Consider the following 23,810-nt stretch of genomic DNA (forward strand, 5'->3'; position numbering starts at 1 on the left):
TTAACGGGAGCAGGATCGCGCCCGTTTCACCATGGAAGGCCATTCTGGCAAGGGTATCTCCCTTCCTCTGTTCTACGTCGGATATCAGCCTCACGGTTCCACCGTGATATTTCTCACACCCCAAAGGCGGCAACGCTTTTTGACGGTATCGATCACTTGCAGGTGATGGAGAAGTTATGAGTTCATCGTGTATAGAAGAAGTAAACGTACGGGATGATAACTGGTTCCGTATAGCAAGCGAGCTATTAAGCCGCGCCGGCATTCAGGTTAACGGTTCTGCGGCATCGGACATCCAGGTTAAACATCCGGATTTTTTTAAACGCGTGTTACAAGAGGGTTCACTGGGGCTTGGGGAAAGCTACATGGACGGCTGGTGGGAGTGTGACCGGCTGGACACTTTTTTTACCCAGGTGTTGCGTGCCGGGCTGGAACATCAACTGCCCCATCATTTGAAAGACACCCTGCGTATCGCCGGGGCAAGATTATTTAATCTGCAAACAAAAAAACGCGCCTGGATCGTCGGCAAAGAGCATTACGACCTGGGCAACGATCTGTTTACGCGTATGCTGGATCCGCAGATGCAATACTCTTGCGCCTACTGGAAAGAGGCTCAAGGTCTTGAAGAGGCGCAAATCGCCAAACTCACCCTTATTTGTGAAAAGCTGCAGCTTCAGCCGGGTATGCGGGTGCTGGATATTGGTTGTGGTTGGGGAGGACTGGCGCAATTTATGGCGCAACGCTATGGCGTGAGCGTCGTAGGCGTTACCATTTCAGCAGAACAGCAAAAAATGGCTCAGGAACGTTGCGCGGGACTGGATGTTGATATTCGTCTGCAGGATTATCGCGATCTCAATGAACAATTTGATCGTATTGTCTCTGTCGGAATGTTTGAACATGTCGGGCCAAAAAACTATGCCACCTATTTCGCCGTGGTGGACCGCAATCTCAAACCGGAAGGTTTATTCTTGCTTCACACCATCGGTTCGAAAAAAACCGATCTCAGTGTTGACCCCTGGATAGACCGTTATATTTTCCCGAATGGTTGCCTGCCCTCTGTGCGCCAGATCGCTACTGCCAGTGAGTCCCATTTTGTTATGGAAGACTGGCATAATTTCGGCGCAGATTACGATAAAACATTAATGGCCTGGCATGAGCGTTTTCTCGCGAGCTGGCCAGAGATTGCAGAGAACTATTCCGATCGTTTTAAAAGAATGTTTAGCTACTATTTGAACGCCTGTGCAGGTGCGTTTCGTGCGCGGGATATTCAGCTCTGGCAGGTTGTTTTTAGTCGGGGTATAGAAAATGGCTTACGCGTAGCGCGATAATTTAAAAAATAAACCCCGAAATGTCGGGGTTTATTTTTTGCCTTTACTCTTCGCTGCTGGCAGCTTTTACCGCCGCGGCTTCTTTCGAGGCCAGTACACGTTCTACCGTGTCGACAACCGCCTGGGTTTGCGGGTCGATTTCTATATTCACCCGTTGACCGAGCTTCTTGGCTCCAAGCGTAGTGCGCTGCAGCGTTTCAGGGATCAGGTGCACACAAAAGCGCGTCGGGGTGACCTCACCCACCGTCAAACTAATGCCATCGATGCCAATAAATCCTTTGTACAGGATGTATTTCATCAAGGTCGGGTCCTGAACTTTAAACCAGATCTGACGATTGTTTTCTGAGGTTAGAATTTTTGAAATTTCAGCAGTCGTCATAATATGGCCCGACATCAGGTGACCGCCAATTTCATCACTAAATTTCGCCGCGCGTTCGACGTTAACCGCATCGCCCACCGCTAATTCACCCAGATTGGTAATTCGCAGCGTTTCTTTCATCAGATCGAAACTAATGTGACTACCATTAATCTCTGTTACGGTCAGGCAACAACCGTTATTAGCAATCGACGCGCCGGTTTCAATCCCACCCAGCATATGGTCGGGTAATTCAACAACGTGCGTACGGAAATTGGGTTTATCATCGACGGACACCAGTCTTGCGGTGCCCTGTACAATACCAGTAAACATGCCACTACTCCTGTATTTCCTTTTCACGGCGTAACCGCTTTCTGAATGCACAATAACAGGTGGAAAATCATGTTGCCAGCCTTGGTACCCCGGCGACTGTTTTTTCACTAGATAATTAGCTAATCCTCGCTACAATAGTCTGGCTTATTCCCCTGCTCCTCCTCTGGCTGCCCGTTAAGGCGGCGTTTTTTTATCTCTCCAATAACAACAATGTATAGGTGTTCGCAGTGCAGAAGTACTTCACAGAAGCGCGCCAGTTATTAGCACTGGCTATCCCGGTGATGATTGCGCAAATCGCCCAAACCGCGATGGGGTTCGTCGATACCGTCATGGCGGGGGGCTACAGCGCCACGGATATGGCAGCGGTAGCTATTGGGACTTCCATCTGGCTTCCGGCCATCCTCTTTGGTCATGGACTCTTGCTGGCCCTGACGCCGGTTATTGCGCAAATGAATGGTTCCGGACGACGTGAGCGGATCGCCCATCAGGTGCGTCAGGGGTTTTGGCTGGCCGGACTCGTCTCCATTCTGATCATGATTGTGCTGTGGAATGCAGGCCATATTATTCGCGCCATGCATAACATTGATCCTGAGCTTGCAGACAAAGCCGTCGGCTATCTGCGCGCCTTACTCTGGGGTGCACCAGGCTATCTCTTTTTCCAGGTCGCGCGTAACCAATGTGAGGGGCTCGCAAAAACCAAACCCGGCATGGTGATTGGTTTTCTCGGCCTGCTGGTCAACATTCCCGTTAACTACGTCTTTATCTACGGGCATTTTGGCATGCCTGAACTGGGCGGCATCGGCTGTGGGGTTGCTACCGCCGCCGTATATTGGGTGATGTTTGCCTGCATGCTTTCGTATGTAAAACGTGCTGGCTCTATGCGGGATATCCGTAACGACAGCGGCTTTAGTAAACCTGACGGGGCAGTGTTAAAACGCCTCGTGCAGTTAGGCTTGCCCATTGCGCTGGCGCTATTTTTTGAAGTTACGCTATTTGCCGTGGTCGCGCTGTTGGTTTCACCGCTCGGCATTGTCGATGTCGCAGGTCACCAGATTGCGCTGAACTTCAGCTCGCTGATGTTTGTGCTGCCGTTATCGCTTGCCGCATCCGTAACGATTCGCGTGGGATATCGCTTAGGCCAGGGTTCAACACTGGATGCGCAAACGGCAGCCCGCACCGGACTGGGCGTGGGGGTTTGCATCGCGGTTCTTACGGCTATTTTTACCGTGTCGCTTCGCGAACCTATCGCCCTGCTGTACAACGATAACCCGAAAGTGATTACGCTGGCATCTCAGCTCATGATGCTGGCGGCTATCTACCAGATATCAGACTCCATACAGGTTATCGGAAGCGGGATTTTGCGTGGTTATAAAGATACCCGTTCGATCTTCTTTATTACCTTCACGGCGTACTGGGTACTCGGACTGCCGTCAGGCTATATTTTGGCACTCACCGACCTGGTGGTTGATCGCATGGGTCCGGCGGGTTTCTGGATCGGCTTCATCATCGGCCTGACCTCTGCCGCCATCCTCATGATGCTCAGAATGCGTTTCCTGCAACGTCAGCCTTCCGCGACTATTTTGCAGCGTGCGGCACGATAACCCCTTACCAGCCGCCTGATGGCGGCTACTTTCTCGGCACATTGCGCAGTTGTTCCGCAATCGCGTGAATTCAGAAAGAAAATTGCTATTTTCTGCTTGCCACATTCCCGCCCTGCCGCTAATATTCGTCCCCGTTGTCAGGCACAACAATGCGTTCATAGCTCAGTTGGTTAGAGCACCACCTTGACATGGTGGGGGTCGTTGGTTCGAGTCCAATTGAACGCACCATTTCTTCAGTGCGTCCGTAGCTCAGTTGGTTAGAGCACCACCTTGACATGGTGGGGGTCGGTGGTTCGAGTCCACTCGGACGCACCATTTCATGATATTCCCTGTTTTACCTCCTCTATTCCTTAAATTTTCTGTTAGCGAAATATTTCTCTCGCCGCTCGTAATCGTCTGTTTCAAAATCTTCCTTAAGCCATTATTTCATCTCGCTTTTGAGCGATATTAAGAACTTTGCCCTCCCTGACTTATTCAGCCGTCCTGCATTGCTGCGTCAATGGCGTATCCCGTACGATTCTCATTCTGCCGCTTGTTTAAATTAACGTAACAATGCACTATCGAGCATAATCGAGCATCACAGCGTTTACCGTCATGAACATTCACTAAGGACAGAACCATGGCCTATACCCTTCCTGATATCGACTTTATCCACGAACTCACTGACGCCGCAGATAAACAAACATTGCCGCGTTTTCGTTCACAAATGAATTTGCACGTGGGTAGCAAACCGAAAGAGGGCTACCGTTTTGATCCGGTGACGGATGCCGACAGAGAAGCCGAACGCGCCATGCGGGCCATCATTAATGCCCGTTATCCTGACCACGCCATCATGGGAGAGGAATTTGGCACCACGGGATCCGGCCCGCTGCAATGGGTGCTTGATCCGGTTGACGGGACCCGACCCTTTTTGTGTGGTCTGCCAGTCTGGGGCACACTGATTGGCTTAACGGTTGAAGGGCGTGGACACCTCGGCATGATGGGGCAACCTTTCACCGGGGAGCGTTTCTGGGGGGACGGGAAGCAGGCATGGCGCAACGGTCCCCAGGGACTTGCGCAAATGCATACCCGCAAAGAGATACCCCTCGCTCAGGCCATACTGCATACCACCTCACCTGAGCCTATTAGCCAGATGCCAGAGGTCAATTTTGCCGCCCTTGATGCACAGGCCTTGATGACCCGCTACGGCGGTGAATGCTATGCCATGGCCATGCTGGCGGCCGGGCAGATCGATCTCTGCCTGGAATATTCGCTTCAACCCTATGATATTGTTGCTTTTATACCCATCATTGAGCAGGCAGGTGGGGTTGTCACTACACTGAGCGGCGATCGCCCGGAGTTGGGCGGTAAAATTCTAGCGTCAGGTTGCCCTCGTCTGCATGAAGAGGCACTGCGTATTCTAAATAGCTAAATCGATTAAGCCTGCCGCCGTTTTGCCCTTTTTGTTTCATCAATGTTGGTGTTAAGAAACGGCGGCGTTACAATAAGTTCTCTGCCAGCAACGACGCTTTTCGTGGGGAGTAGACCCGCTCGGTCGTCAACCCCTTGAATTCAAATTTGTGCTAACTTAACACGTTGATAACACTTCGTTGTGAAACTGCACAGAAGATTTTTGAAACAGCGTTTTCATTTTCCTTTTGCTCCTTTTTCGTCGTATAATAGCCGCCTATTCACTCTTGAATGGTTTCAGCTCATTGAACTGTAAATTTCTCACATTACATCGCTGTATACCCGGTTGGGCTGAAACACGCGCACACTTTATTACCCTGCACGCTTTTTTGATGTCACCTATTCTTAGGCTGTGGCATCGCAACTTTCGCAACACAAGCTTAACTCCGGCGCGATGCGCACACCGGAGCGTGATTTCCCTTTCCCTCTCTCAACTTAAAGATTAAAACTGTCATGAAAAAGACCAAAATTGTTTGCACCATCGGTCCGAAAACCGAATCCGAAGAGATGTTGACCAAAATGCTGGACGCAGGCATGAACGTAATGCGTCTGAACTTCTCTCACGGTGATTATGCTGAACACGGCCAGCGCATTCAGAACTTGCGCAACGTGATGAGCAAAACCGGTAAAAAAGCGGCGATTCTGCTGGACACCAAAGGTCCGGAAATCCGCACCATCAAACTGGAAGGCGGTAATGACGTCGCGCTGAAAGCGGGCCAGACCTTCACCTTCACAACGGATAAAACCGTTGTCGGTAACAACGAGACTGTCGCAGTGACCTACGCTGGCTTCACCGAAGACCTGCAGGTAGGTAACACCGTGCTGGTGGACGATGGTCTGATCGGCATGGAAGTGACCGCCATTGAAGGCGATAAAGTTGTTTGTAAGGTACTGAACAATGGCGACCTGGGCGAAAACAAAGGCGTTAACCTGCCAGGCGTTTCCATTGCGCTGCCAGCGCTGGCTGAAAAAGATAAACAAGACCTGATCTTCGGTTGTGAACAAGGCGTTGACTTCGTCGCTGCCTCTTTCATCCGTAAGCGCTCTGATGTTGAAGAAATCCGTCAACACCTGAAAGCCCACGGCGGCGAAAACATCCAGATCATCTCCAAAATCGAAAACCAGGAAGGCCTGAATAACTTCGACGAAATCCTCGAAGCGTCTGACGGCATCATGGTTGCACGTGGCGATCTGGGCGTTGAAATCCCGGTTGAAGAAGTTATCTTCGCGCAGAAGATGATGATTGAAAAATGTATCCGCGCGCGTAAAGTGGTTATCACTGCCACGCAGATGCTTGATTCTATGATCAAAAACCCACGTCCGACCCGCGCAGAAGCTGGCGACGTGGCGAACGCCATTCTGGATGGTACCGATGCAGTCATGCTGTCTGGTGAATCAGCGAAAGGGAAATACCCGCTGGAAGCCGTGACCATCATGGCCACCATCTGCGAACGCACCGACCGCGTGATGACCAGCCGTCTGGACTTCAACAACGACAGCCGCAAACTGCGCATCACCGAAGCAGTGTGCCGTGGCGCAGTTGAAACCGCTGAGAAACTGGATGCACCGCTGATCGTGGTTGCAACCCAGGGCGGTAAATCTGCGCGTGCAGTACGTAAATACTTCCCGGACGCCACCATCCTGGCGCTGACCACCAATGAAACCACCGCTCGCCAGCTCGTGCTGACGAAAGGCGTTGTGGCGCAGCTGGTTGAAGAAATCGCTTCTACAGATGATTTCTATCTTCAGGGCAAAGAACTGGCTGTACAGAGCGGTCTGGCTCAGAAGGGCGACGTCGTGGTCATGGTTTCTGGCGCACTGGTTTCCAGCGGCACCACCAACACGGCTTCTGTGCACGTGCTGTAATAATAACCAGACAACGTTCTGTGATTAAAAAAGCGCCTCAGGGCGCTTTTTTTATTTATCTGAAATTAATATGAATAAAAAAGCAAATCGGAATTCACTATTTAAACAGGCTATTATCTAAGATGAATCCGATGGAAGCTTGCTGTTTTATCACACTTTTTTTAACGTTTTATTCAAAGTAGGTGTTTCTTTGAGCGAACGATCAAATTTAAGTGAATTCCCATCAAAAAAATATTCTCAACCTAAAAAACTTTGTGTAATACTTGTAACGCTACATGGAGATTAACTCAATCTAGAGGGTATTTATAATGAATCGTACTAAACTGGTACTGGGCGCGGTAATCCTGGCTTCTACTCTGCTGGCTGGTTGCTCCAGCAATGCTAAAATCGATCAGCTGTCTTCTGACGTTCAGACTCTGAACGCTAAAGTTGACCAGCTGAGCAACGACGTGAACGCAATCCGTTCCGACGTTCAGGCTGCTAAAGACGACGCAGCACGCGCTAACCAGCGTTTGGACAACCAGGCTACTAAATACCGTAAGTAATAGTACCTGTGTTGAAATGGCGCACATTGTGCGCCATTTTTTTTGCCTCTCTTCAACCGTTCCCCGATTTACTGCGTCACCGTTGCGCCAGCCTCATCTTCTTCTGTCACTGGCTTTGCCGCACTGTTCTGTACTGACACCACCCCTTGCGTCACAACCTGACCATTTTTATTAGCGGGTATTGCAACCGGGTAGCCCGCACGGCGGTTAAGCGCCTTATCAATCAACATCCTGTCTCCGCCGCCTTGTTCAATAGCGCCTGCAAGCGTCGCTGAGAATGAGATGGGCAGCGTCTGCGGATTCTCCTCGAGCGTCTGGGACAAAGGACGATGCACTTCAATGTAATGCCGCCCGTCCGGTTCGATCGAATATTTCACCGGTTCGTTGATGATGGCCACACGTGTGCCGGTAGTGACCTGCGAGAACAGTGTCTCGATGTCCGCCGCGTTCATACGCATACATCCCGAACTCGCGCGCAGCCCCACGCTGTCAGGCGCGTTGGTGCCATGAATAAGGTATTCGCCATGGCCAATCCCTAAACGCAGCGCGAAGCGACCCAGCGGGTTATTTGGCCCGGCAGGCACAACGGGCGGCAGCGTTATCCCATTCGCCAATGAACGCGCACGAATACCTGCCGTGGGCGTCCAGGTTGGATTAGGAATTTTTTGGCTCACGCGCGTCACGCTGACCGGCGTTTCAAGCCCCTGCTGCCCTATCCCCAACGGGAAAACCTGCACAATATTTTGACCCGGCGGGTAATAATAAAGCCGCAGTTCGGCAAGGTTGACCACAATCCCTTCCCGTGGCATATCCGGTAACAGCATCTGAGACGGGATAGTGACCACGGTGCCCGGTCCAGGCACCGGTGCGATGGTATTGTTGGCGGCGAGGATGAGCATCGCGCCGGTGTCGAAACGGCGAGCGATGGCCTGAAGGTTCTTGTCTCCTGTTTGCACGGTGTAGGTTTGATTTTGCCCGATAAGGCGACTGCCTGAAGGAGGAAGAGGATAATCCACCGCCCAGGCGCTCTGAATGGCGCTGTACGCGCCGATAAGACTTATTATGATAAGAGACGCGCGGTTCATGCTAAAACTCCTGTATTCACGGCTGATGCCGAATGCTGAAAATCCAGCGAGGCGGTAAAACCACCTCGCGTAACAGGATGAAAGCTGTCTTTTGAGTTTAGCTAATGTTGGCGGCTTTGGTGCGAATTGCGCGAATCATCGCTTCCAGCCCTTGCGAACGCGAAGGGGTAAGGTGTTGAGTGAGGGACATCTTTTCAAACCACGGACGAACATCGAAGGCGACGATATCCTGCGGGGTCATTTGCTGATAGAGAATAAACACCACCGCTATCAGCCCTTTAACAATAGCGGCATCACTGTCGCCCGTTAATTCAATGACCCCGTTGTCATTGTGGTGCATCACAATCCACACCTGGCTTTGACATCCCTGGATGATATTTTCAGGAACATGCGCACTTTCGTCTAACGGCGATAAGCGCTGCCCCAGCTCAATAATATAAAGATATTTCTCCTCCCAGTTGGTGCAGCGACCAAAATTTCGCAGGAGTTTCTCTTTATCCGGTAATACGGCCATCTTCCCCTCTCTTAACCCAGCAACTGATGAATACGTTTCAGGCCAGCTACCAGACGATCCACCTCTTCTTGCGTGTTATACATGACCAGTGAGGCACGACACATGGCCGGCACATTATAAAATGCCATTAACGGCATGGCGCAATGATGGCCTGTACGAACGGCAATTCCGTAGTTATCGAGGAAACTGCCCACATCGTAAGCGTGGTGTTTACCCAAATTAAAGGCAATTACACCCAGTCGCTGCGCTGGGCCGTACAGCGTGAGGTCTGGCACCTCCGCGAGCGCTTTCAGGGCATAATCCATGAGCGACTGCTCATAGCGGGCAATATTTTCCAGCCCAACGGCGCTCACATAGTCAATGGCCGCACCTAAACCGATAATGCCCCCGGTATTCGGCGTACCGGCCTCAAAGCGCCACGGTGCCTTAGCATAGGTGGTACCTTCAGTAAGGCTGACGGTCGCGATCATCGCGCCTCCGCCTTCCCATGGCGGCATGGCCTGAAGGATCTCCTCTTTGACGTAAAGTACGCCAACGCCCGTCGGCCCGTACAATTTATGCCCCGAGAAGACGTAAAAATCACAATCCAGCGCCTGAACATCGACCTGGTGGTGCATGATGGCCTGCGCGCCATCAACAAGCACCTTCGCGCCATGCTGATGCGCCAGCGCAATCATTTCCGCCACCGGGTTCTCGGTGCCGAGCACGTTTGAAACCTGGGTAATGGCCAACAGGCGGCTGCGTGCATCAAGCAAACCCGGCAATGCGTCGAGTTGCAGCGTGCCGTCCTGGTTAAGCGGGATCACGCGGAGTTCGGCGCCCACCCGCTCGCACAACATCTGCCACGGAACGATATTCGCGTGATGTTCCATCGCGCTGATAATGATGTTGTCACCGGTCTGGACCTGGCTATCGCCCCAGCTGTTCGCCACCAGGTTGATCCCTTCGGTGGTGCCACGAACAAACACCAGCTCCTCAGGCAAGCGAGCGTTAAGAAAACCGGCCACCTGCTCACGGACCTTTTCCATGCGCTGTGTGGCTTCGGCACTTAACGTATGTATGCCCCGATGAACGGCAGCATAACCCTGACGGTAAAACTCCGCCTCCGCATCAATGACCTGAGCGGGTTTTTGCGCGCTGGCAGCGCTGTCCAGATACGCCAGCCGAACACCATTGATTTCACGCGTCAGGACCGGAAAATCGGCGCGTATGCTGTCAACGGAATAGGTCATGCATTGCCTCCCGCAAGACGCTGACCAATACGGGCCAGCACCTGCTGCCTGAGCGCTTCGTCGCCAATCGCTTCCGTCAGTTCAGCGGCAAAGGCATAAATGATCATCTGTTGCGCCGCCTGTTCGTCAATCCCACGGGAGCGCAAATAGAACATCTGTTCGTCGTCAATGCGGCCAATGGTCGCACCGTGACTGCATTTCACATCGTCAGCGTAAATTTCCAGCTGCGGCTTGGTATCGACTTCAGACAGGCGGCCCAATAATAAATTGTTGTTGGTCATCTGACCGTCGGTTTTCAGCGCATGCTGAGCCACGTTAATCAGACCGTTAAAGACCGCACGCCCCTTATCGTTCACGATAGTCTTGTGCAACTGACGGCTGTTACAGTAGCCCTTGTTATGCTCAAGCCAGGTGCGGGTATCGCAGACCTCAGATTTAACCGGCATGACCAGACTGTTCATGCGCAGCGTGGTGTTCTCACCGTTGAGTTGGGTGCTGGTGTTATGACGGCTCACTGCACTACCCAACAGAAAACTGTGGCTATCCGCCAGCGCATCGCCCGCGAGACGAATGTCGTTGTGCGCAAAGTGATAACTCAGCGGATTTTCGAAGGCCATCTTGAAATGGTGCAACTGCGCATTGGCCGCCACCTCCATGGTGAAGCGTGCGCCGGTAAAATGGCGCTGGTCATTAAGACTGACGTAGTGCTCATAAACCGTGGCTTCCGCCCCTTCCGCCAGTGAGATGTGATGGCGATAATGCGCCGTGTTCATCTCTTCTCCGTCAACCCCCTGCGTAACGTGCATCAGCAATAAGGTTCTGGCTGGGCGCTGATTTCGCGCAACCTGAATATGCGTCACGGTCTGTGCCAGGCTCTCAGTCAAATGCAAAAACACATCAGGCTGAACAGGATCCGCAAGCGAAGTGCGATCCTCGTTAATAGTGATGTTGAAACCAGAGTCGGTGGTATCGTCGCTCAACTCCGCATTGAAATACCCGTCAACAAAGACCAGGCGCAGGGCATCAACCGGAAGCGCCAGTGCCGCGCATTGGGCCGCCGTTAATGCACCAGCACGGGCAACAAACTCACTGTTAAGCAGCCCATCAAGCGGCGTGTATTTCCAGTTTTCATGCTTACGCGTCGGCAAGCCCAGGCGCAGCATGTGTTGAAGATGCCGTTGCGCGTCTTCAGAAAGTGCCCCACCCTGCATTTCAAACAGGTGGTGCCACTGTTGCAGTGCATTACTGCTGTTCGGTAAGCCAGCCATACCCCTGCTCCTCCAGTTGCTTAACCAGCGTGAAATCACCGGATTTGACGATACGGCCCTGATAGAGCACATGCACGTAGTCTGGCTTGATGTAATCAAGGATGCGCTGATAGTGGGTGACGATAATAAATGAGCGCTGCGTATCGCGCAGGGAGTTCACCCCATCGGCCACGATTTTCAGGGCATCAATGTCCAGCCCCGAATCGGTCTCATCAAGAATGCAGAGATTCGGTTCCAGTACCGCCATTTGCAGAATATCGTTACGCTTTTTCTCGCCACCGGAGAAACCCACGTTGACCGAGCGCGTCAGCAAATCCTCGGGCATTTTCAGCAATTTGATCTTCTCTTCCATTAAATCCTGGAAGTCAAAGCGGTCCAGCTCATCCTGACCGCGGTATTTACGTACCGCATTCAGCGCGGTTTGCAGGAAAAACTGGTTACTGACACCCGGAATTTCAACCGGATACTGAAACGCCATAAACACGCCTTCACCGGCGCGATCTTCAGGGGAAAGCTCCAGCAGATCTTTGCCTTTATAGGCAATACTGCCACCGGTCACTTCGTAATCTTCACGGCCGGCAAGGGTAGCCGAGAGCGTACTTTTACCCGAGCCGTTTGGCCCCATGATGGCATGCACTTCGCCCGGGCGAACCTCCAGGTTCAGGCCTCGCAGAATCTCTTTGTCTTCAACGCTAACCTGCAGGTCTTTAATACTTAACATATTTGTTCCTTAATCCTTAACCGACGCTGTGTTCAAGACTGATGGCCAGCAGTTTTTGCGCCTCAACGGCAAACTCCAGCGGCAGTTCGGAGAACACATCCTTACAGAAACCATTGACGATCATCGAGATGGCATCATCTTCGCTGATGCCGCGCTGCAAGCAGTAAAACAGCTGATCTTCTCCAATCCGCGACGTAGTGGCTTCATGTTCAAGCTGAGCACTGTTATTGCGACACTCCACGTACGGGAAGGTATGCGCACCACAATCCGGCCCAATCAGCATGGAGTCACACTGCGTAAAGTTACGCGCGTTGGTGGCGCTCGGCATGATTTTCACCAGCCCGCGGTAGCTGTTCTGGCTTTTACCGGCAGAGATGCCTTTGGAGATAATGGTCGAGCGGGTGTTCTTACCGATGTGGATCATCTTGGTGCCGGTATCCGCCTGCTGATGACCGCTGGTCAAAGCCACCGAGAAAAACTCACCGATGGAGTTATCGCCGCGCAGAATACAGCTCGGGTATTTCCAGGTAATTGCCGATCCGGTTTCCGATTGGGTCCAGGACATTTTGCTGTTTTCGCCTTCGCACAGCGCACGCTTGGTGACGAAGTTCAGAATGCCGCCGGTGTTGTTATCTCCCGGGAACCAGTTCTGTACGGTGGAATATTTCACTTCCGCATCACGGTGAATGATCACTTCCACAACAGCTGCATGAAGCTGATAGCTGTCGCGCACGGGCGCAGAGCACCCTTCGATGTAGCTGACATAGCTGCCTTCATCGGCCACCAGAATGGTTCGTTCGAACTGGCCGGTTTTTTCCGCGTTGATGCGGAAATAGGTTGAAAGCTCCATAGGGCAACGCACACCTTTCGGGATGTAAATAAAGGTGCCATCTGAAGCGACCGCAGCGTTAAGAGCCGCGAAGAAGTTGTCGTTGGACGGGACGACGGTACCGAGGTATTTTTTTACCAACTCCGGGTGATCATGAATGGCTTCACCAAAAGAGCAGAAAATAATGCCCTGTTCCGAGAGTTTTTCACGGTAGGTGGTGGCCACGGAGACGGAGTCAAAAATGGCATCAACGGCCACTTCTTTCCCTTCACGTACCGGCACACCGAGCTGGTTGAAGGCTTCTTCAACTTCTTGTGTTAACCAGCCATTGGCCTCAGTTTGCTGCACCGCTCCGGGCTGCGAAGCGCACGTGTCGTCGCAGCTGCCACATGATGGTGCTGAGTAATAGCTGTAATCCTGGTAGTCCAGCTTTTCATACTGGGCTTTAAGCCAGTGCGGTTCTTCCATTTCAAGCCAGGCGCGAAACGCGTTGAGGCGGAACTCCAGCATCCATTCAGGTTCATTACGTTTAGCCGAGATAGCGCGCACGACATCTTCATTGATGCCTTTCGCCAATTCATCGGTATTGAGCCGGGTGAAAAAGCCCTCTTTGTAATTGAGGTTCCCGGTCCAGGTTTTGACATCGTCAGTTGCTTCAGTATTACGAGACATAGTACCGCCTATACCCCAAAGCTTTCGCCGCAGCCACATTCGTTCTGGGCTTTCGGGTTATTGAATTTGAATAACTGGTTTAACCCTTCACGCACATAATCCACTTCGGTTCCGTCGATAAACGGCATCGCCTGAAGGGGTACATAAAGCCGCGCGCCTTCGTTTTCGAATAGCAGATCATCCTTAGCCGGTTCACTGACCGTATCCAGCACATAACCAAACCCTGCACAGCCGGTTTGTTTGATGCCAAGACGCACGCCCAACAGCTCGGGTTGCTTGCGAATCAGCGCACGAATGTGTTCTGCCGCAGCGGGTGTAATTGACAACCCACGCCAGGTAAAGTCGGCCGGGTTAAATGTTTCTGATTGCGATTCCATGGGTCTACCTCATGTCATGAAGCCTGAAAGGCATAACACTATGTTAGTGATAATGATTATCACTTCAACCTCTATTCCGAAGGGTTATTCATGTACTGCCCGTTTTTTAGGCGCATGTTATAAGCATAGACCCTCTCAACAGGCTTTACAGGTAAGTGACAAATTGTTTAATGAATTGATAAATAATGGCTATTTTTTCTGGCATTTGTAAATAGCGGCGACCGCTAAAGATGTATAGGCAATGCCTATTTTTGAGATAGCCTGCTAAAAAAAGCGGGCGAACAGGTTTCTGACGGCAGCAAATGACTGTTTTGCTACAAAGGGAAGCAAAAATCAGGGGGAGAATATCCCCTTATTGTAAAGGGGATAGAAATATCATGAGCAAAAGCGCTTCGCTTAACTGCAGCCAAGGGGTTTAAACGTGCGCGATGTTGAAGCCGGATTGTTAACCAGTTTTTCTGCAGAGCGGCGCGGGCGGCTGACCAGCTCTCCCCCGCAGTTCGGGCAACGGAGCGCCATTTTTGTTGCACACTCGCGGCAAAAGGTACATTCAAAAGAACAGATCACCGCATCGGCTGAATCGCCGGGTAAATCGGTGTTGCAACACTCACATCCCGGTCTTAACTCCAACATATCAACCTCTTCTTCACGGCCATACTTCGTTGATTAGTGTGCAGCAATAGCAGTTTTATTAAGCTTGCGAAAGTCATTTTTAAGGTTCACATACCTTCAGCGACAACGCAGTAAAATAAAAAAGCCCGCCGAAGCGAGCCTGTAATTTGCATGGCCGAATGTTCAGGATTGCAATGTTGCCAGTCGTGCGGCAAAGCCGACAAACAGCAGCCCAATTAAAGAATTGCCGAGCTTCGCAAGCCGCTTTTTGGTCTTAACCAACTGCGTCACATAAGAGCCAGAAACAATCAAAAAACTGAAATAACAAACGCTGATCATCTCTAATGTCACGCCGAGGATGAAGAATGACATCCCCGGGCTGGAGTAATGGATATCTATAAACTGCACAAAAAACGAGACATAAAAGAGAATCGCTTTGGGATTTGTCAGGCTCAGAATCAGCGATCGTTTGAATATTTCCCCTTTCTGAACTTCGTGTTCCGGGTTCGCACTGGCCCGACGGAACAGCGTGCTGTAAAGCATTTTAAGCCCAAGCCAGAGCAGGTAAAACGCGCCGAGATAACGAACAATGTTGAACAAGACGGGTGTGGTTTTAATCAGCGTTGCCACCCCGGCATAGGCCAGAAACATCAAAATGGCATCACCCAGAAAGACGCCCGCCGCAGCGACATAACCCCTTTTAAGCCCCCCGGCAATGCTGTTTTTCAATACGAAAAAGGTATTAGGCCCGGGAACCAGGATGATGAAAATGGCACCAATGAAATAGGACCAGAAGCTGATCACACCGTATTCGGCAAACACATATCCTCCTTGAGATACCTTCAGGCGCTGCACTGGGCGCGTATGCTACACAAAGCGTAGCCATAAAAAAAGCCCGCCGCAGCGAGCTTCCTGAGAAGACGGTGTTGTTTCATCAATGATGTAACATTTCGTCGACGACCTCTTCCTTTTTCAGTTGATAAGGGTAGTAGGTCGGCCAGTTGTCCATCTCTTCAAGCAGGGCTGCCTGCGAGGTGTTTCCCATGAAAATATGGTAGTGGGCGGATTTACGGGGTCCAATAGTATGATCGCTAAACTGCACATACTTCGGGGCCTTACTGGTGGCATCCTTACATTCGAACAGGTAACGCACGCCCTTTTTACCAGAGACATACGTTAAAATTTTATAACCCGCATAATCGTATTTGCAGCTGCTGACGTTATCGCCGACGTGAAACTCCATCACCCCATTCTCAATACCAATGGTGTCCACATCCGTTGCATACCCTTTGCGATAATAGGCTTTGATATCGTCAAAGGTTTTGCTCGAATCTTTTTCGGCCTTCTTTTTGAACACCGGATCAAGGTCACCGCTCACCAGATAAGGCAAGACGGACTGCCATACGCCGTCCCAGTCTGACAAATTTCTGTCTTTAACATCGTTATTATCAAACTCCCCTTCTGCGGCTTTCTGCTCTTTCTCAGTTAACGGCGCGCCATGAGAGTGGTGGCCATGAGAAAGCGCCTGTCCGCTAATCAGAACTGTACCCAGAGCAATAGCTAATTTTGCAAAGTGACGTACCACAATATGACCCTCTTTTATATTAATGAGTTGCAGATGTTATATTATAACATAACCAACATCAATACATTGCGAAGGGCATTTTGCGCACTGACTGCTGACTGGTAATTTGACCATTCCCTGCTATAAAAAGGTGGTCACATTTTAACCACGACACCACGGTCAATGAGGTCATTCTTCATGTCTATCGCTAAAGCACACAGCTTGAGTCAGGCGTATCAACTGCTCAATTCCGGTAAGCAAAAAGAAGTTGAACTGGCATTTGATGTGGATGCCGATACTTTTTTTCAGCTTTCAGCCGAATATTGTGATGAGGGCGCAAAAATAACCCGTCATGACAATCACTTCGTCATCAAGCTAAAAAGTATGGACATTCCTGCGCTTCACTGAGGAGACGAAACAAGAGCGGTCAGTCAGTGAGGTTTGGTCATCAGAAGGATATGCGAAATCAGGCTGCAAAATAATGTCCAACCCGCATTGCGCGGATTGGACACGGTAACTTACAAATATAAAGATACTTCGCCCTGTGGACGCGTTTTGAAGCGACGGTGGATCCACAAGTATTGTTCCGGGGCGCGCAGGATTTCGCGTTCAATCACTTTGTTAATGTAACTGGCCGCCTCATGTTCATCTTTCGCCGGGTAATCCGTCAACGCTCTGCCGATATGCAGTTGATACCCTGAGCGGTCCGCTTTACGCACCATGGTTACCGTCAGCATGCTGGCCCCGGAGAGACGCGAAAGAACGTATGTGCCGTTGGTGGTCGCGGCATTTGGTACGGAGAAGAATGGCGCAAATGTACTGCCCTTGCGACCGTAATCCTGATCCGGCGCGAACCATACCGCTTCGCCTTTCTTAAGCTCGCTAACGAGGCCCTTGAGGTTACGCCTGTCGATCATGGATTTATTTGACCGCATACGCCCGCGGGTCTGCACCCACTCCATCAGTTCGTTATTATGCGGCCGATAGGTTGCCATCATGGGCTGGCACAGCCCCATGACACGGCCACCCAATTCAAGTGACATAAAGTGAACCCCGACCACCATCACGCCTTTTTGGTTTGCCTGGGCCTGCACCAGATTCTGGTAGCCCTCCACATCAAACCAGCGACGTACGCGGCTGTCTGACCAGAACCAGGCCATACCGGTTTCAAACAACCCCATGCCCAATGACATAAAGTTTTTTTCAATCATGGCCTCGCGCATCTCGTTCGTCATGTCAGGGAAACATAATTCAAGATTACGGCGGGCAATACACTCGCGACGCTTCAGAAAACGGCGGGAAAGTTTACCAATGGTTTCGCCAAGACGAGATAAGACAGGATAGGGAAGTTGAACCAGCAGCCAGAGTAAACCCAGCCCAGCCCAGGTGACCCAGTGACGCGGGTGCAGAAACGCCAGTTTAAAAGAACTATGCATAATGATTACCTTAAAGCCCGATAGGAGTAGCGCTTAAGGAAACAATGAATCCTGTCATTAGGTCTTAATGCGTTACAGCGTCTCACTCCAATAGATGTTGATGCTATGGGGGTGTTGAATTGTGCAATAATAACATGGCGGGACGACGCGGCGTGTAAAGAAAGATGAAGTTAGTATGAATTTTTACGACAGGTATAACCTGCCGTAACAGGATTATACAACCGCAGTGGTCAGGCGAGATGAGCAGCAAAGGCGGTCCTGTTCATCAAAGATATCAATCTGCCAGACCTGGTGGCGCGCCCCGGTATGGAGCGCGCGGCAAACGCCGCGCACACGTCCGGTTTTTACTGAGCGGATATGGTTCGCGTTCACCTCAACGCCTACCACTTTGTGCTCGCCCTCGGTACACAGATACCCGGCAACCGAGCCGAGGGTCTCCGCCAGTACCACGGAGGCCCCCCCGTGCAATAATCCAAAAGGTTGATGGGTCCGATTATCGACAGGCATGGTCGCTTCCAGCGCATCGTCAGTGATGCGCTCAAAACGAATGTCGAGCAACCCGACCATATTACCCTCGCCCATACTGTTCAGGGCTTCAAGCGTCACCGCACGTTTCCAGATCATCCTATAATCTCCAGTAAAGCCTGTAGGGGATGGCGTACCCCGTTACCTTCAACGCGCTTCACCTGACTACGGCAGGAATAACCTGCGGCAAGGCAACGACTGCGCGGCAGACGCTGCATCGCCTGATGCCAGGAAAGCTCATAGATGCCGAGTGAATTAGCGTGGTTTTTCACCTCATGACCGTAAGTGCCCGCCATGCCGCAGCATCCCACGCTCACGTTTTCCAGCTTCGCCCCCAGACGGGCAAAAATGCCTGCCCACTGGCCGGGTGACGCAGGCAGTGCAGTGACTTCAGTGCAGTGGCCAAATAAATACCAGGACTCGCCGCTTACGTCGCGAGATTCGATGTTATTCATCGCAGTTGAGAGCCATTCATGCACCAGCAGAACATGGAAGTCACCGCGGGTGTCACCTAACACCTGCTTGTACTCATCGCGATAACAGAGCACCAGGGCAGGATCGACCCCCACCATCGGCATCCCCAACTGCGCGACTCTATTAAGGAAGTCGGAGGTTTTTTGCGCCGTTTTTGCGAAGCGATGCAGGAAGCCTTTAATGTGCTGTGCCTTGCCGTTGGGTGAGAACGGTAACACCACCGGCTGCAGCCCCAGTTTTTCAACCAGGCGAACAAAATCGGCCACAACCTGCGCATCGTAGTAACTGGTGAAGGGGTCCTGAACCACCAGCACGGTTTTGGCTTTCTGTTCATCGCTAAGCTGTTCAAGCTGCTCAAGCGTCAGGTTAGCCGTGGCATGCCCCACCATCTGGCGCTGCAACGAAGGTGCCGAGAGTAGCGGCAGATCCACCATGCCAATGTGTTTTTGCGACAGTGAACGTACCCACGGCTGGCTCATAAAGAAGTTAAACGTTCTGGGCGCTCTCGCCATCAGCGGCGCATAACTTTCGACCGTCGCCACCAGATGATCGCGCAGGGGTCGCAAATAACGGGTGTGATAGAGCTGCAGGAAACGCGAGCGGAAATCCGGCACGTCAATTTTGATCGGGCATTGTGTTGAGCAGGCTTTACAGGCGAGACAACCGGACATGGCCTCTTTCACTTCATGGGAGAAATCGTATTCTCCTTTACGCGCATGCCAGCTATTACGGGTACGCTCTATCAATGTGCGCAGGCTGGCTCGTCTTTCCGGCAGCTCTTTTTCGAGCTTGATCGGATCAACACCCCGATCGGCGAGCAAGCGCAACCATTCGCGTACCAGCGTAGCGCGACCTTTCGGCGAATGAATGCGGTTGCCGGAGATCTTCATCGACGGACACATCGGGCTTTTGGCATCAAAGTTGAAGCACAAGCCGTTGCCATTACACTCCATAGCGCCACGCCACGAGGTGCGCACCGAGATCGGTATTTGTCGGTCGAAATGGCCGCGTTTGACGTCATCCACTTGTCGCATCGGCGCATCGATACCTTCAGGGGGGCAAATTTTGCCGGGGTTAAGGCGATTATCCGGATCGAATGCCGCTTTCACTTTACGCAGTTCGGCGTAGAGCTCCTCACCAAAGAAAGCCGGGCTGTATTCGGCCCGAAAGCCCTTACCGTGTTCACCCCACAACAAGCCACCATATTTGGCGGTCAGTGCCACCACGTCATCGGAGATCGACTTCATCAGGATCTCTTGCTGCGGATCGCACATATCCAGCGCCGGGCGCACATGCAGCACGCCAGCATCCACATGCCCGAACATGCCATAACTCAGACCATGACTGTCCAGCAGGGCACGGAACTCGACGATATAGTCCGCAAGATGATCGGGAGGCACGCAGGTATCTTCAGCGAACGGAATGGGTTTAGCCGCCCCTTTGGCATTGCCCAGCAGGCCCACCGCTTTTTTACGCATTGCGTAAATGCGCTCAATGCCCGCCAGATCGTCACAACGTTGCCAGCCAATGACGCCCCCTTCTCCCTTCGCCATCAGCTCATCCAGCCGTGCGCAAAGTGAACTGACCTGGCTGGTGATGAGCTCAAGATCATCGCCAGCGAACTCAACAATGTTCAGGCCAAGCAGCGTTTTATCCGGTACGTCGGTAATCAGCTCTTTGACGGAATGCCAGACAATATCTTCCCGGGCCAGGTTGAGAACTTTCGAATCAACCGTTTCAACCGACAGGGCGCGGGCATCGACCATGAAAGGCGCATTACGCAGCGCGGAATCAAACGAATCATATTTGACGTTGACCAGTCGCCGCACCTTCGGCAGTGGAGTGATATCCAGCCGGGCTTCAGTGATAAACGCCAACGTGCCTTCCGATCCGGTCAACACGCGAGTCAAATCGAACTCCGTCATCTCATCATTGAAGACGTGACGCAAATCATAACCGGTCAAAAAACGGTTAAGTTTTGGGAATTTTTCAATGATCAGTTCGCGGTTTTCACGGCAACGTTCATAGACGGTCCGGTAAATCCGGCCCACTGTTGTGTTCGCTTTGCCTAACGTTTCTGCCAGCGCAACCGGTACGGGTTGGGTATCGAGGATGTCGCCGCCCAGGAGCACCGCCCGAACACCCAGCACATGATCTGAGGTTTTACCATAGACAAGAGAACCTTGACCGGAGGCATCGGTATTGATCATGCCGCCAAGGGTAGCGCGGTTACTGGTGGATAATTCTGGCGCAAAGAAGTAGCCGTAGGGCTTGAGGTACTGGTTAAGCTGATCTTTTATCACCCCCGCTTCGACCCGCACCCACCCTTCTTCGGGGTTAATTTCCATGATGCGATTCATGTAGCGAGACATATCGACAATGATGCCCTGGTTCAGCGCCTGTCCGTTGGTGCCGGTACCGCCACCACGTGGGGTAAAGACCAACGACTGGAAACGCGCTTGCGCGGCGAGACGGGCAATTAAGGCGACATCAGAAGTGGAACGGGGAAAGACGACCGCATCCGGCAGCAGTTGATAAATACTGTTGTCCGTCGCCATAGTTAGCCTGTCGGCATAGCTCGTGGCGGTGTCGCCTGTAAAACCTTGTTGCTCCAGTGCCTGTAAAAAATTCAGCACCAATTGAACGACGCCTGGTGCCTGAGAAATCTGTGGGATCATTACTCTTGACCCTGCCTGACTGTTAGAGTTGTGAATAGTTAATCGTTTGCTTGCAGCACCCAACGTTGTATCACATTTTTTTCTTATACGCCCACCAGAATTATGGGCGGAATTTGACTGTCCAAACGCACCGAAATCATCAATGATTGTCTTAAGTGATTTCACCTAACCCTCTTTAAGGTAAATACCTCTTATGGCCTTTCAACAGCAATCCAGGGATGTGCCGCAGGTCATGCTGTCTGTCCTGTTCCTGGCCCTTATGATCGTCGCTTGTTTGTGGATCGTTCAGCCCTTTATTCTTGGCTTCGCCTGGGCAGGTACGGTGGTCATTGCCACCTGGCCGGTGCTTATTCGCGTCCAGCGTATCCTTTTTGGACGGCGCTCCCTCGCCGTCCTGGCAATGACGATTATGCTCACGCTGCTGTTCATTATTCCGGTCGCCTTGCTGGTTAATAGTCTCGTTGATACCAGCGGGCCGGTAATTGGCGCAATTACCTCCGGGGAACTGACGCCGCCGGACCTGGGCTGGCTCAACAGCATTCCCCTGTTCGGCGATAAATTGTACAGCGGTTGGCATAGTCTGCTTGATATGGGAGGAAGCGCCATTCTGGCGAAAGTGCGCCCATACGTGGGTACGACGACCACATGGTTTGTTGGTCAGGCCGCCCATATTGGCCGTTTCATGCTCCATTGCGGTCTCATGTTGCTCTTCAGCGCCCTGCTTTACTGGCGTGGTGAGCGCGTGGCGGAAGGGATTCGCCACTTTGCCTTCCGGCTTGCCGCTCATCGCGGTGATGCCGCCGTGCTGCTGGCCGGGCAAGCGATCCGTGCGGTTGCACTGGGCGTAGTGGTCACCGCGTTAGTTCAGGCGGTGCTGGGCGGTATCGGTCTTGCGGTGAGCGGCATCCCCTATGCCACCCTCTTTACGGTGATTATGTTGATGACCTGCCTGGTGCAACTGGGGCCGCTGATTGTGCTGGTGCCGGCAGTTATCTGGCTTTACTGGAGTGGCGATTCCACCTGGGGTACCGTCTTGTTGGTCTGGAGTTGCGTGGTGGGTACACTGGATAACTTTATCCGCCCGATGCTGATTCGCATGGGTGCCGACCTGCCGCTGATTCTGATTCTTTCAGGGGTGATTGGCGGGTTGGTGGCATTTGGGATGATCGGCTTGTTTATTGGCCCCGTGCTGCTCGCCGTGAGCTGGCGACTCTTTTCCGCCTGGGTTAATGAGGTCCCGGTCCCTGGGCCTGTCAGCAATGACGTTCTCGAACCCGCTGCGCATAAAGACGAACTTCCGCACTAAGTCATGGCGGGGAAACCCGCCTTTCTTAAAGTAATATTAAGCGTCGCTAATCAATCCATTTCCCTTTGATGCCTGTTGACGCTGCTTTGCCGCCCTGCTGCCTCATATCCCTCGCAAATTCTTTACAGATGTTAAACTAATGAGACGAATCTGATCGACGCAAAAAATCGAGATGCCTACTATTAGGTCACGGTTATAAATCAACGCATTGATTTATAAGCATGGAAATCCCCTGAGTGAAACAACGAATTGCTGTGTGTAGTCTTTGCCCATCTCCCACGATGGGCTTTTTTTTCTGTGCAACGCGGGCGGTTTCACCAGGTGCCGTAATAGCATCCGAAGTGCTCAACGCCATCTTATTTACCCTTTTGTCTCGCTCACATTTCAATCTTCATCTGAGTCAGCGCAACTCCGCACTCATCCATAAAGGTGTTATAAGCCGTTTCGGTGTGCTCTTTTAATGCGTATTCCCCTGCTTCACACAGGTGAGACAACAGCCGTTCATATTCATTTTCTGATGCTTTTATCTCAACCAACCGCGCAATAACGGCATGCAGGTTATCGACCTGATAGAAATGCATTTGACTATCCTCATTGTCCCGAACAGCCAGGGTAAAGCCCGTTATTTGGCAGAATCCTTCGCCGCACAATATCCGTTATCAACAACCGCCCCGATGGGCAAATAATCCATCACCAGATGCGCGGTTGAGGTATCTTCACCATGGCATGCTTTGATGTGTTCGTTGTAGGAAGCGCAACCGGTCAGACTGATGCAGGAAAGGAGTGTTAAAAGCAGTATCAGGCGTTTCATTTTGTACCCTTAATGCGACACTTAGCCTAAAGAGAGACTTTCCGCTTTATTCTTTCACACGTTGAAGAACAGAGATTAAAGTCTGTAATAAGTGCGGCAATTCTATTCTTTAAAATAACCACCTCTCTAAGTTAAGCGTGCTAAAACACAATTTGTACCATTCTGAAAAGGCTTTTGTGGTGTCGTTCAGGCATAAAAAAACCCCACCTCGAAGAGATGGGGTGAGTTTTAT

Annotated in this window: 24 protein-coding genes, 2 tRNA genes and 1 other RNA gene; 11 read left to right on the forward strand and 16 right to left on the reverse strand. The window is 51.6% G+C overall.

Annotated features, from left to right (window positions below; all coding sequences use genetic code 11):
• The first annotated feature begins 176 nt into the window (after window positions 1-176).
• Complete coding sequence (cfa, locus tag ACUY4Q_RS13595; RefSeq protein ID WP_458043288.1) at window positions 177-1,325, forward strand: cyclopropane fatty acyl phospholipid synthase; 1,149 nt, start codon at window positions 177-179, stop codon at window positions 1,323-1,325.
• 43 nt (window positions 1,326-1,368) lie between these two features.
• On the opposite strand, the gene ACUY4Q_RS13600 is transcribed toward cfa, so the two are convergent.
• Window positions 1,369-2,013, reverse strand: coding sequence for a riboflavin synthase subunit alpha (locus ACUY4Q_RS13600; protein WP_458043289.1), 645 nt, complete (start codon window positions 2,011-2,013; stop codon window positions 1,369-1,371).
• 227 nt (window positions 2,014-2,240) lie between these two features.
• Between ACUY4Q_RS13600 and mdtK the strand changes: the two genes are divergently transcribed.
• The 7 genes from mdtK to ACUY4Q_RS13635 all read left to right on the forward strand — a co-directional run bounded on the left by mdtK (window position 2,241) and on the right by ACUY4Q_RS13635 (window position 7,474).
• Window positions 2,241-3,614 (forward strand): MdtK family multidrug efflux MATE transporter, encoded by a 1,374-nt coding sequence (gene mdtK, locus ACUY4Q_RS13605; protein ID WP_458043290.1) that lies wholly within the window; start codon window positions 2,241-2,243, stop codon window positions 3,612-3,614.
• Window positions 3,615-3,765: 151 nt separating this feature from the next.
• Window positions 3,766-3,842, forward strand: a tRNA-Val gene (locus ACUY4Q_RS13610).
• Between the two features lie 10 nt (window positions 3,843-3,852).
• Window positions 3,853-3,929: transfer RNA gene (locus ACUY4Q_RS13615), tRNA-Val, on the forward strand.
• A 304-nt stretch (window positions 3,930-4,233) separates the two neighbouring features.
• Window positions 4,234-5,025, forward strand: a complete 792-nt coding sequence (locus ACUY4Q_RS13620; protein WP_458043291.1) for an inositol monophosphatase family protein — start codon at window positions 4,234-4,236, stop codon at window positions 5,023-5,025.
• A gap of 283 nt (window positions 5,026-5,308) precedes the next feature.
• Window positions 5,309-5,509 (forward strand): protein YnhH, encoded by a 201-nt coding sequence (ynhH, locus tag ACUY4Q_RS13625; protein ID WP_458043292.1) that lies wholly within the window; start codon window positions 5,309-5,311, stop codon window positions 5,507-5,509.
• Window positions 5,510-5,516: 7 nt separating this feature from the next.
• Window positions 5,517-6,929: a pyruvate kinase PykF gene (gene pykF, locus ACUY4Q_RS13630; protein WP_458043293.1), complete on the forward strand. Its 1,413-nt coding sequence runs from the start codon at window positions 5,517-5,519 to the stop codon at window positions 6,927-6,929.
• Window positions 6,930-7,237: 308 nt separating this feature from the next.
• Entirely contained in the window at window positions 7,238-7,474 is a 237-nt protein-coding gene (locus ACUY4Q_RS13635) for a major outer membrane lipoprotein (protein ID WP_437430426.1), read from the forward strand.
• A gap of 68 nt (window positions 7,475-7,542) precedes the next feature.
• On the opposite strand, the gene ldtE is transcribed toward ACUY4Q_RS13635, so the two are convergent.
• The 10 genes from ldtE to zinT form a co-directional block, all read right to left on the reverse strand.
• Complete coding sequence (gene ldtE / locus ACUY4Q_RS13640) at window positions 7,543-8,559, reverse strand: L,D-transpeptidase LdtE (RefSeq protein WP_458043294.1); 1,017 nt, start codon at window positions 8,557-8,559, stop codon at window positions 7,543-7,545.
• Between the two features lie 97 nt (window positions 8,560-8,656).
• Complete coding sequence (gene sufE / locus ACUY4Q_RS13645) at window positions 8,657-9,073, reverse strand: cysteine desulfuration protein SufE (RefSeq protein WP_458043295.1); 417 nt, start codon at window positions 9,071-9,073, stop codon at window positions 8,657-8,659.
• A gap of 11 nt (window positions 9,074-9,084) precedes the next feature.
• The gene (gene sufS / locus ACUY4Q_RS13650; RefSeq protein WP_458043296.1) at window positions 9,085-10,305 is read right to left on the reverse strand and encodes a cysteine desulfurase SufS; all 1,221 of its coding nucleotides are present in this window, start codon (window positions 10,303-10,305) and stop codon (window positions 9,085-9,087) included.
• Window positions 10,302-11,573: a Fe-S cluster assembly protein SufD gene (sufD, locus tag ACUY4Q_RS13655; RefSeq protein WP_458043297.1), complete on the reverse strand. Its 1,272-nt coding sequence runs from the start codon at window positions 11,571-11,573 to the stop codon at window positions 10,302-10,304. The genes sufS and sufD overlap by 4 nt, the downstream gene beginning before the upstream one ends.
• Complete coding sequence (sufC, locus tag ACUY4Q_RS13660; protein WP_458043298.1) at window positions 11,548-12,294, reverse strand: Fe-S cluster assembly ATPase SufC; 747 nt, start codon at window positions 12,292-12,294, stop codon at window positions 11,548-11,550. The genes sufD and sufC overlap by 26 nt, the downstream gene beginning before the upstream one ends.
• Before the next feature lie 16 nt (window positions 12,295-12,310).
• Window positions 12,311-13,795, reverse strand: coding sequence for a Fe-S cluster assembly protein SufB (gene sufB / locus ACUY4Q_RS13665; protein ID WP_458043299.1), 1,485 nt, complete (start codon window positions 13,793-13,795; stop codon window positions 12,311-12,313).
• Between the two features lie 8 nt (window positions 13,796-13,803).
• Window positions 13,804-14,172 (reverse strand): Fe-S cluster assembly scaffold SufA, encoded by a 369-nt coding sequence (gene sufA, locus ACUY4Q_RS13670; protein WP_458043300.1) that lies wholly within the window; start codon window positions 14,170-14,172, stop codon window positions 13,804-13,806.
• 396 nt (window positions 14,173-14,568) lie between these two features.
• Entirely contained in the window at window positions 14,569-14,805 is a 237-nt protein-coding gene (locus ACUY4Q_RS13675; protein WP_458043301.1) for a DUF1272 domain-containing protein, read from the reverse strand.
• 162 nt (window positions 14,806-14,967) lie between these two features.
• Entirely contained in the window at window positions 14,968-15,606 is a 639-nt protein-coding gene (leuE, locus tag ACUY4Q_RS13680) for a leucine efflux protein LeuE (RefSeq protein ID WP_458043302.1), read from the reverse strand.
• 112 nt (window positions 15,607-15,718) lie between these two features.
• A complete protein-coding gene (gene zinT / locus ACUY4Q_RS13685; protein ID WP_458047340.1) occupies window positions 15,719-16,342 on the reverse strand; it encodes a metal-binding protein ZinT in 624 nt (207 codons plus the stop codon).
• Window positions 16,343-16,546: 204 nt separating this feature from the next.
• On the opposite strand from zinT, the gene ACUY4Q_RS13690 reads away from it, so the two are divergent.
• Window positions 16,547-16,756 carry a hypothetical protein gene (locus ACUY4Q_RS13690; RefSeq protein ID WP_458043303.1) on the forward strand — a complete coding sequence of 70 codons (210 nt, stop codon included), beginning with the start codon at window positions 16,547-16,549 and terminating at the stop codon, window positions 16,754-16,756.
• 110 nt (window positions 16,757-16,866) lie between these two features.
• On the opposite strand, the gene lpxP is transcribed toward ACUY4Q_RS13690, so the two are convergent.
• The 3 genes from lpxP to ydiJ form a co-directional block, all read right to left on the reverse strand.
• Window positions 16,867-17,784 carry a kdo(2)-lipid IV(A) palmitoleoyltransferase gene (gene lpxP, locus ACUY4Q_RS13695; protein ID WP_458043304.1) on the reverse strand — a complete coding sequence of 306 codons (918 nt, stop codon included), beginning with the start codon at window positions 17,782-17,784 and terminating at the stop codon, window positions 16,867-16,869.
• Between the two features lie 213 nt (window positions 17,785-17,997).
• The gene (gene menI, locus ACUY4Q_RS13700; protein WP_458043305.1) at window positions 17,998-18,408 is read right to left on the reverse strand and encodes a 1,4-dihydroxy-2-naphthoyl-CoA hydrolase; all 411 of its coding nucleotides are present in this window, start codon (window positions 18,406-18,408) and stop codon (window positions 17,998-18,000) included.
• Window positions 18,405-21,461, reverse strand: a complete 3,057-nt coding sequence (gene ydiJ / locus ACUY4Q_RS13705) for a D-2-hydroxyglutarate dehydrogenase YdiJ (RefSeq protein ID WP_458043306.1) — start codon at window positions 21,459-21,461, stop codon at window positions 18,405-18,407. The genes menI and ydiJ overlap by 4 nt, the downstream gene beginning before the upstream one ends.
• Window positions 21,462-21,654: 193 nt before the next feature.
• Here ydiJ and ydiK point away from each other — a divergent pair, with 193 nt between their 5' ends.
• Both ydiK and rprA read left to right on the forward strand, forming a co-directional pair.
• The gene (gene ydiK, locus ACUY4Q_RS13710) at window positions 21,655-22,767 is read left to right on the forward strand and encodes an AI-2E family transporter YdiK (protein WP_458043307.1); all 1,113 of its coding nucleotides are present in this window, start codon (window positions 21,655-21,657) and stop codon (window positions 22,765-22,767) included.
• Between the two features lie 189 nt (window positions 22,768-22,956).
• Window positions 22,957-23,064: antisense sRNA RprA (gene rprA / locus ACUY4Q_RS13715), an RNA gene on the forward strand.
• Window positions 23,065-23,144: 80 nt separating this feature from the next.
• On the opposite strand, the gene ACUY4Q_RS13720 is transcribed toward rprA, so the two are convergent.
• Together ACUY4Q_RS13720 and ACUY4Q_RS13725 are read right to left on the reverse strand one after the other, a co-directional pair.
• On the reverse strand, window positions 23,145-23,348 hold the full coding sequence (locus tag ACUY4Q_RS13720; protein WP_458043308.1) for a hypothetical protein: 204 nt from the start codon (window positions 23,346-23,348) through the stop codon (window positions 23,145-23,147).
• A 41-nt stretch (window positions 23,349-23,389) separates the two neighbouring features.
• Window positions 23,390-23,578, reverse strand: coding sequence for a hypothetical protein (locus ACUY4Q_RS13725; RefSeq protein ID WP_458043309.1), 189 nt, complete (start codon window positions 23,576-23,578; stop codon window positions 23,390-23,392).
• Between the last annotated feature and the right edge of the window lie 232 nt (window positions 23,579-23,810).

It is taken from the genome of Phytobacter cepae, assembly GCF_054165735.1.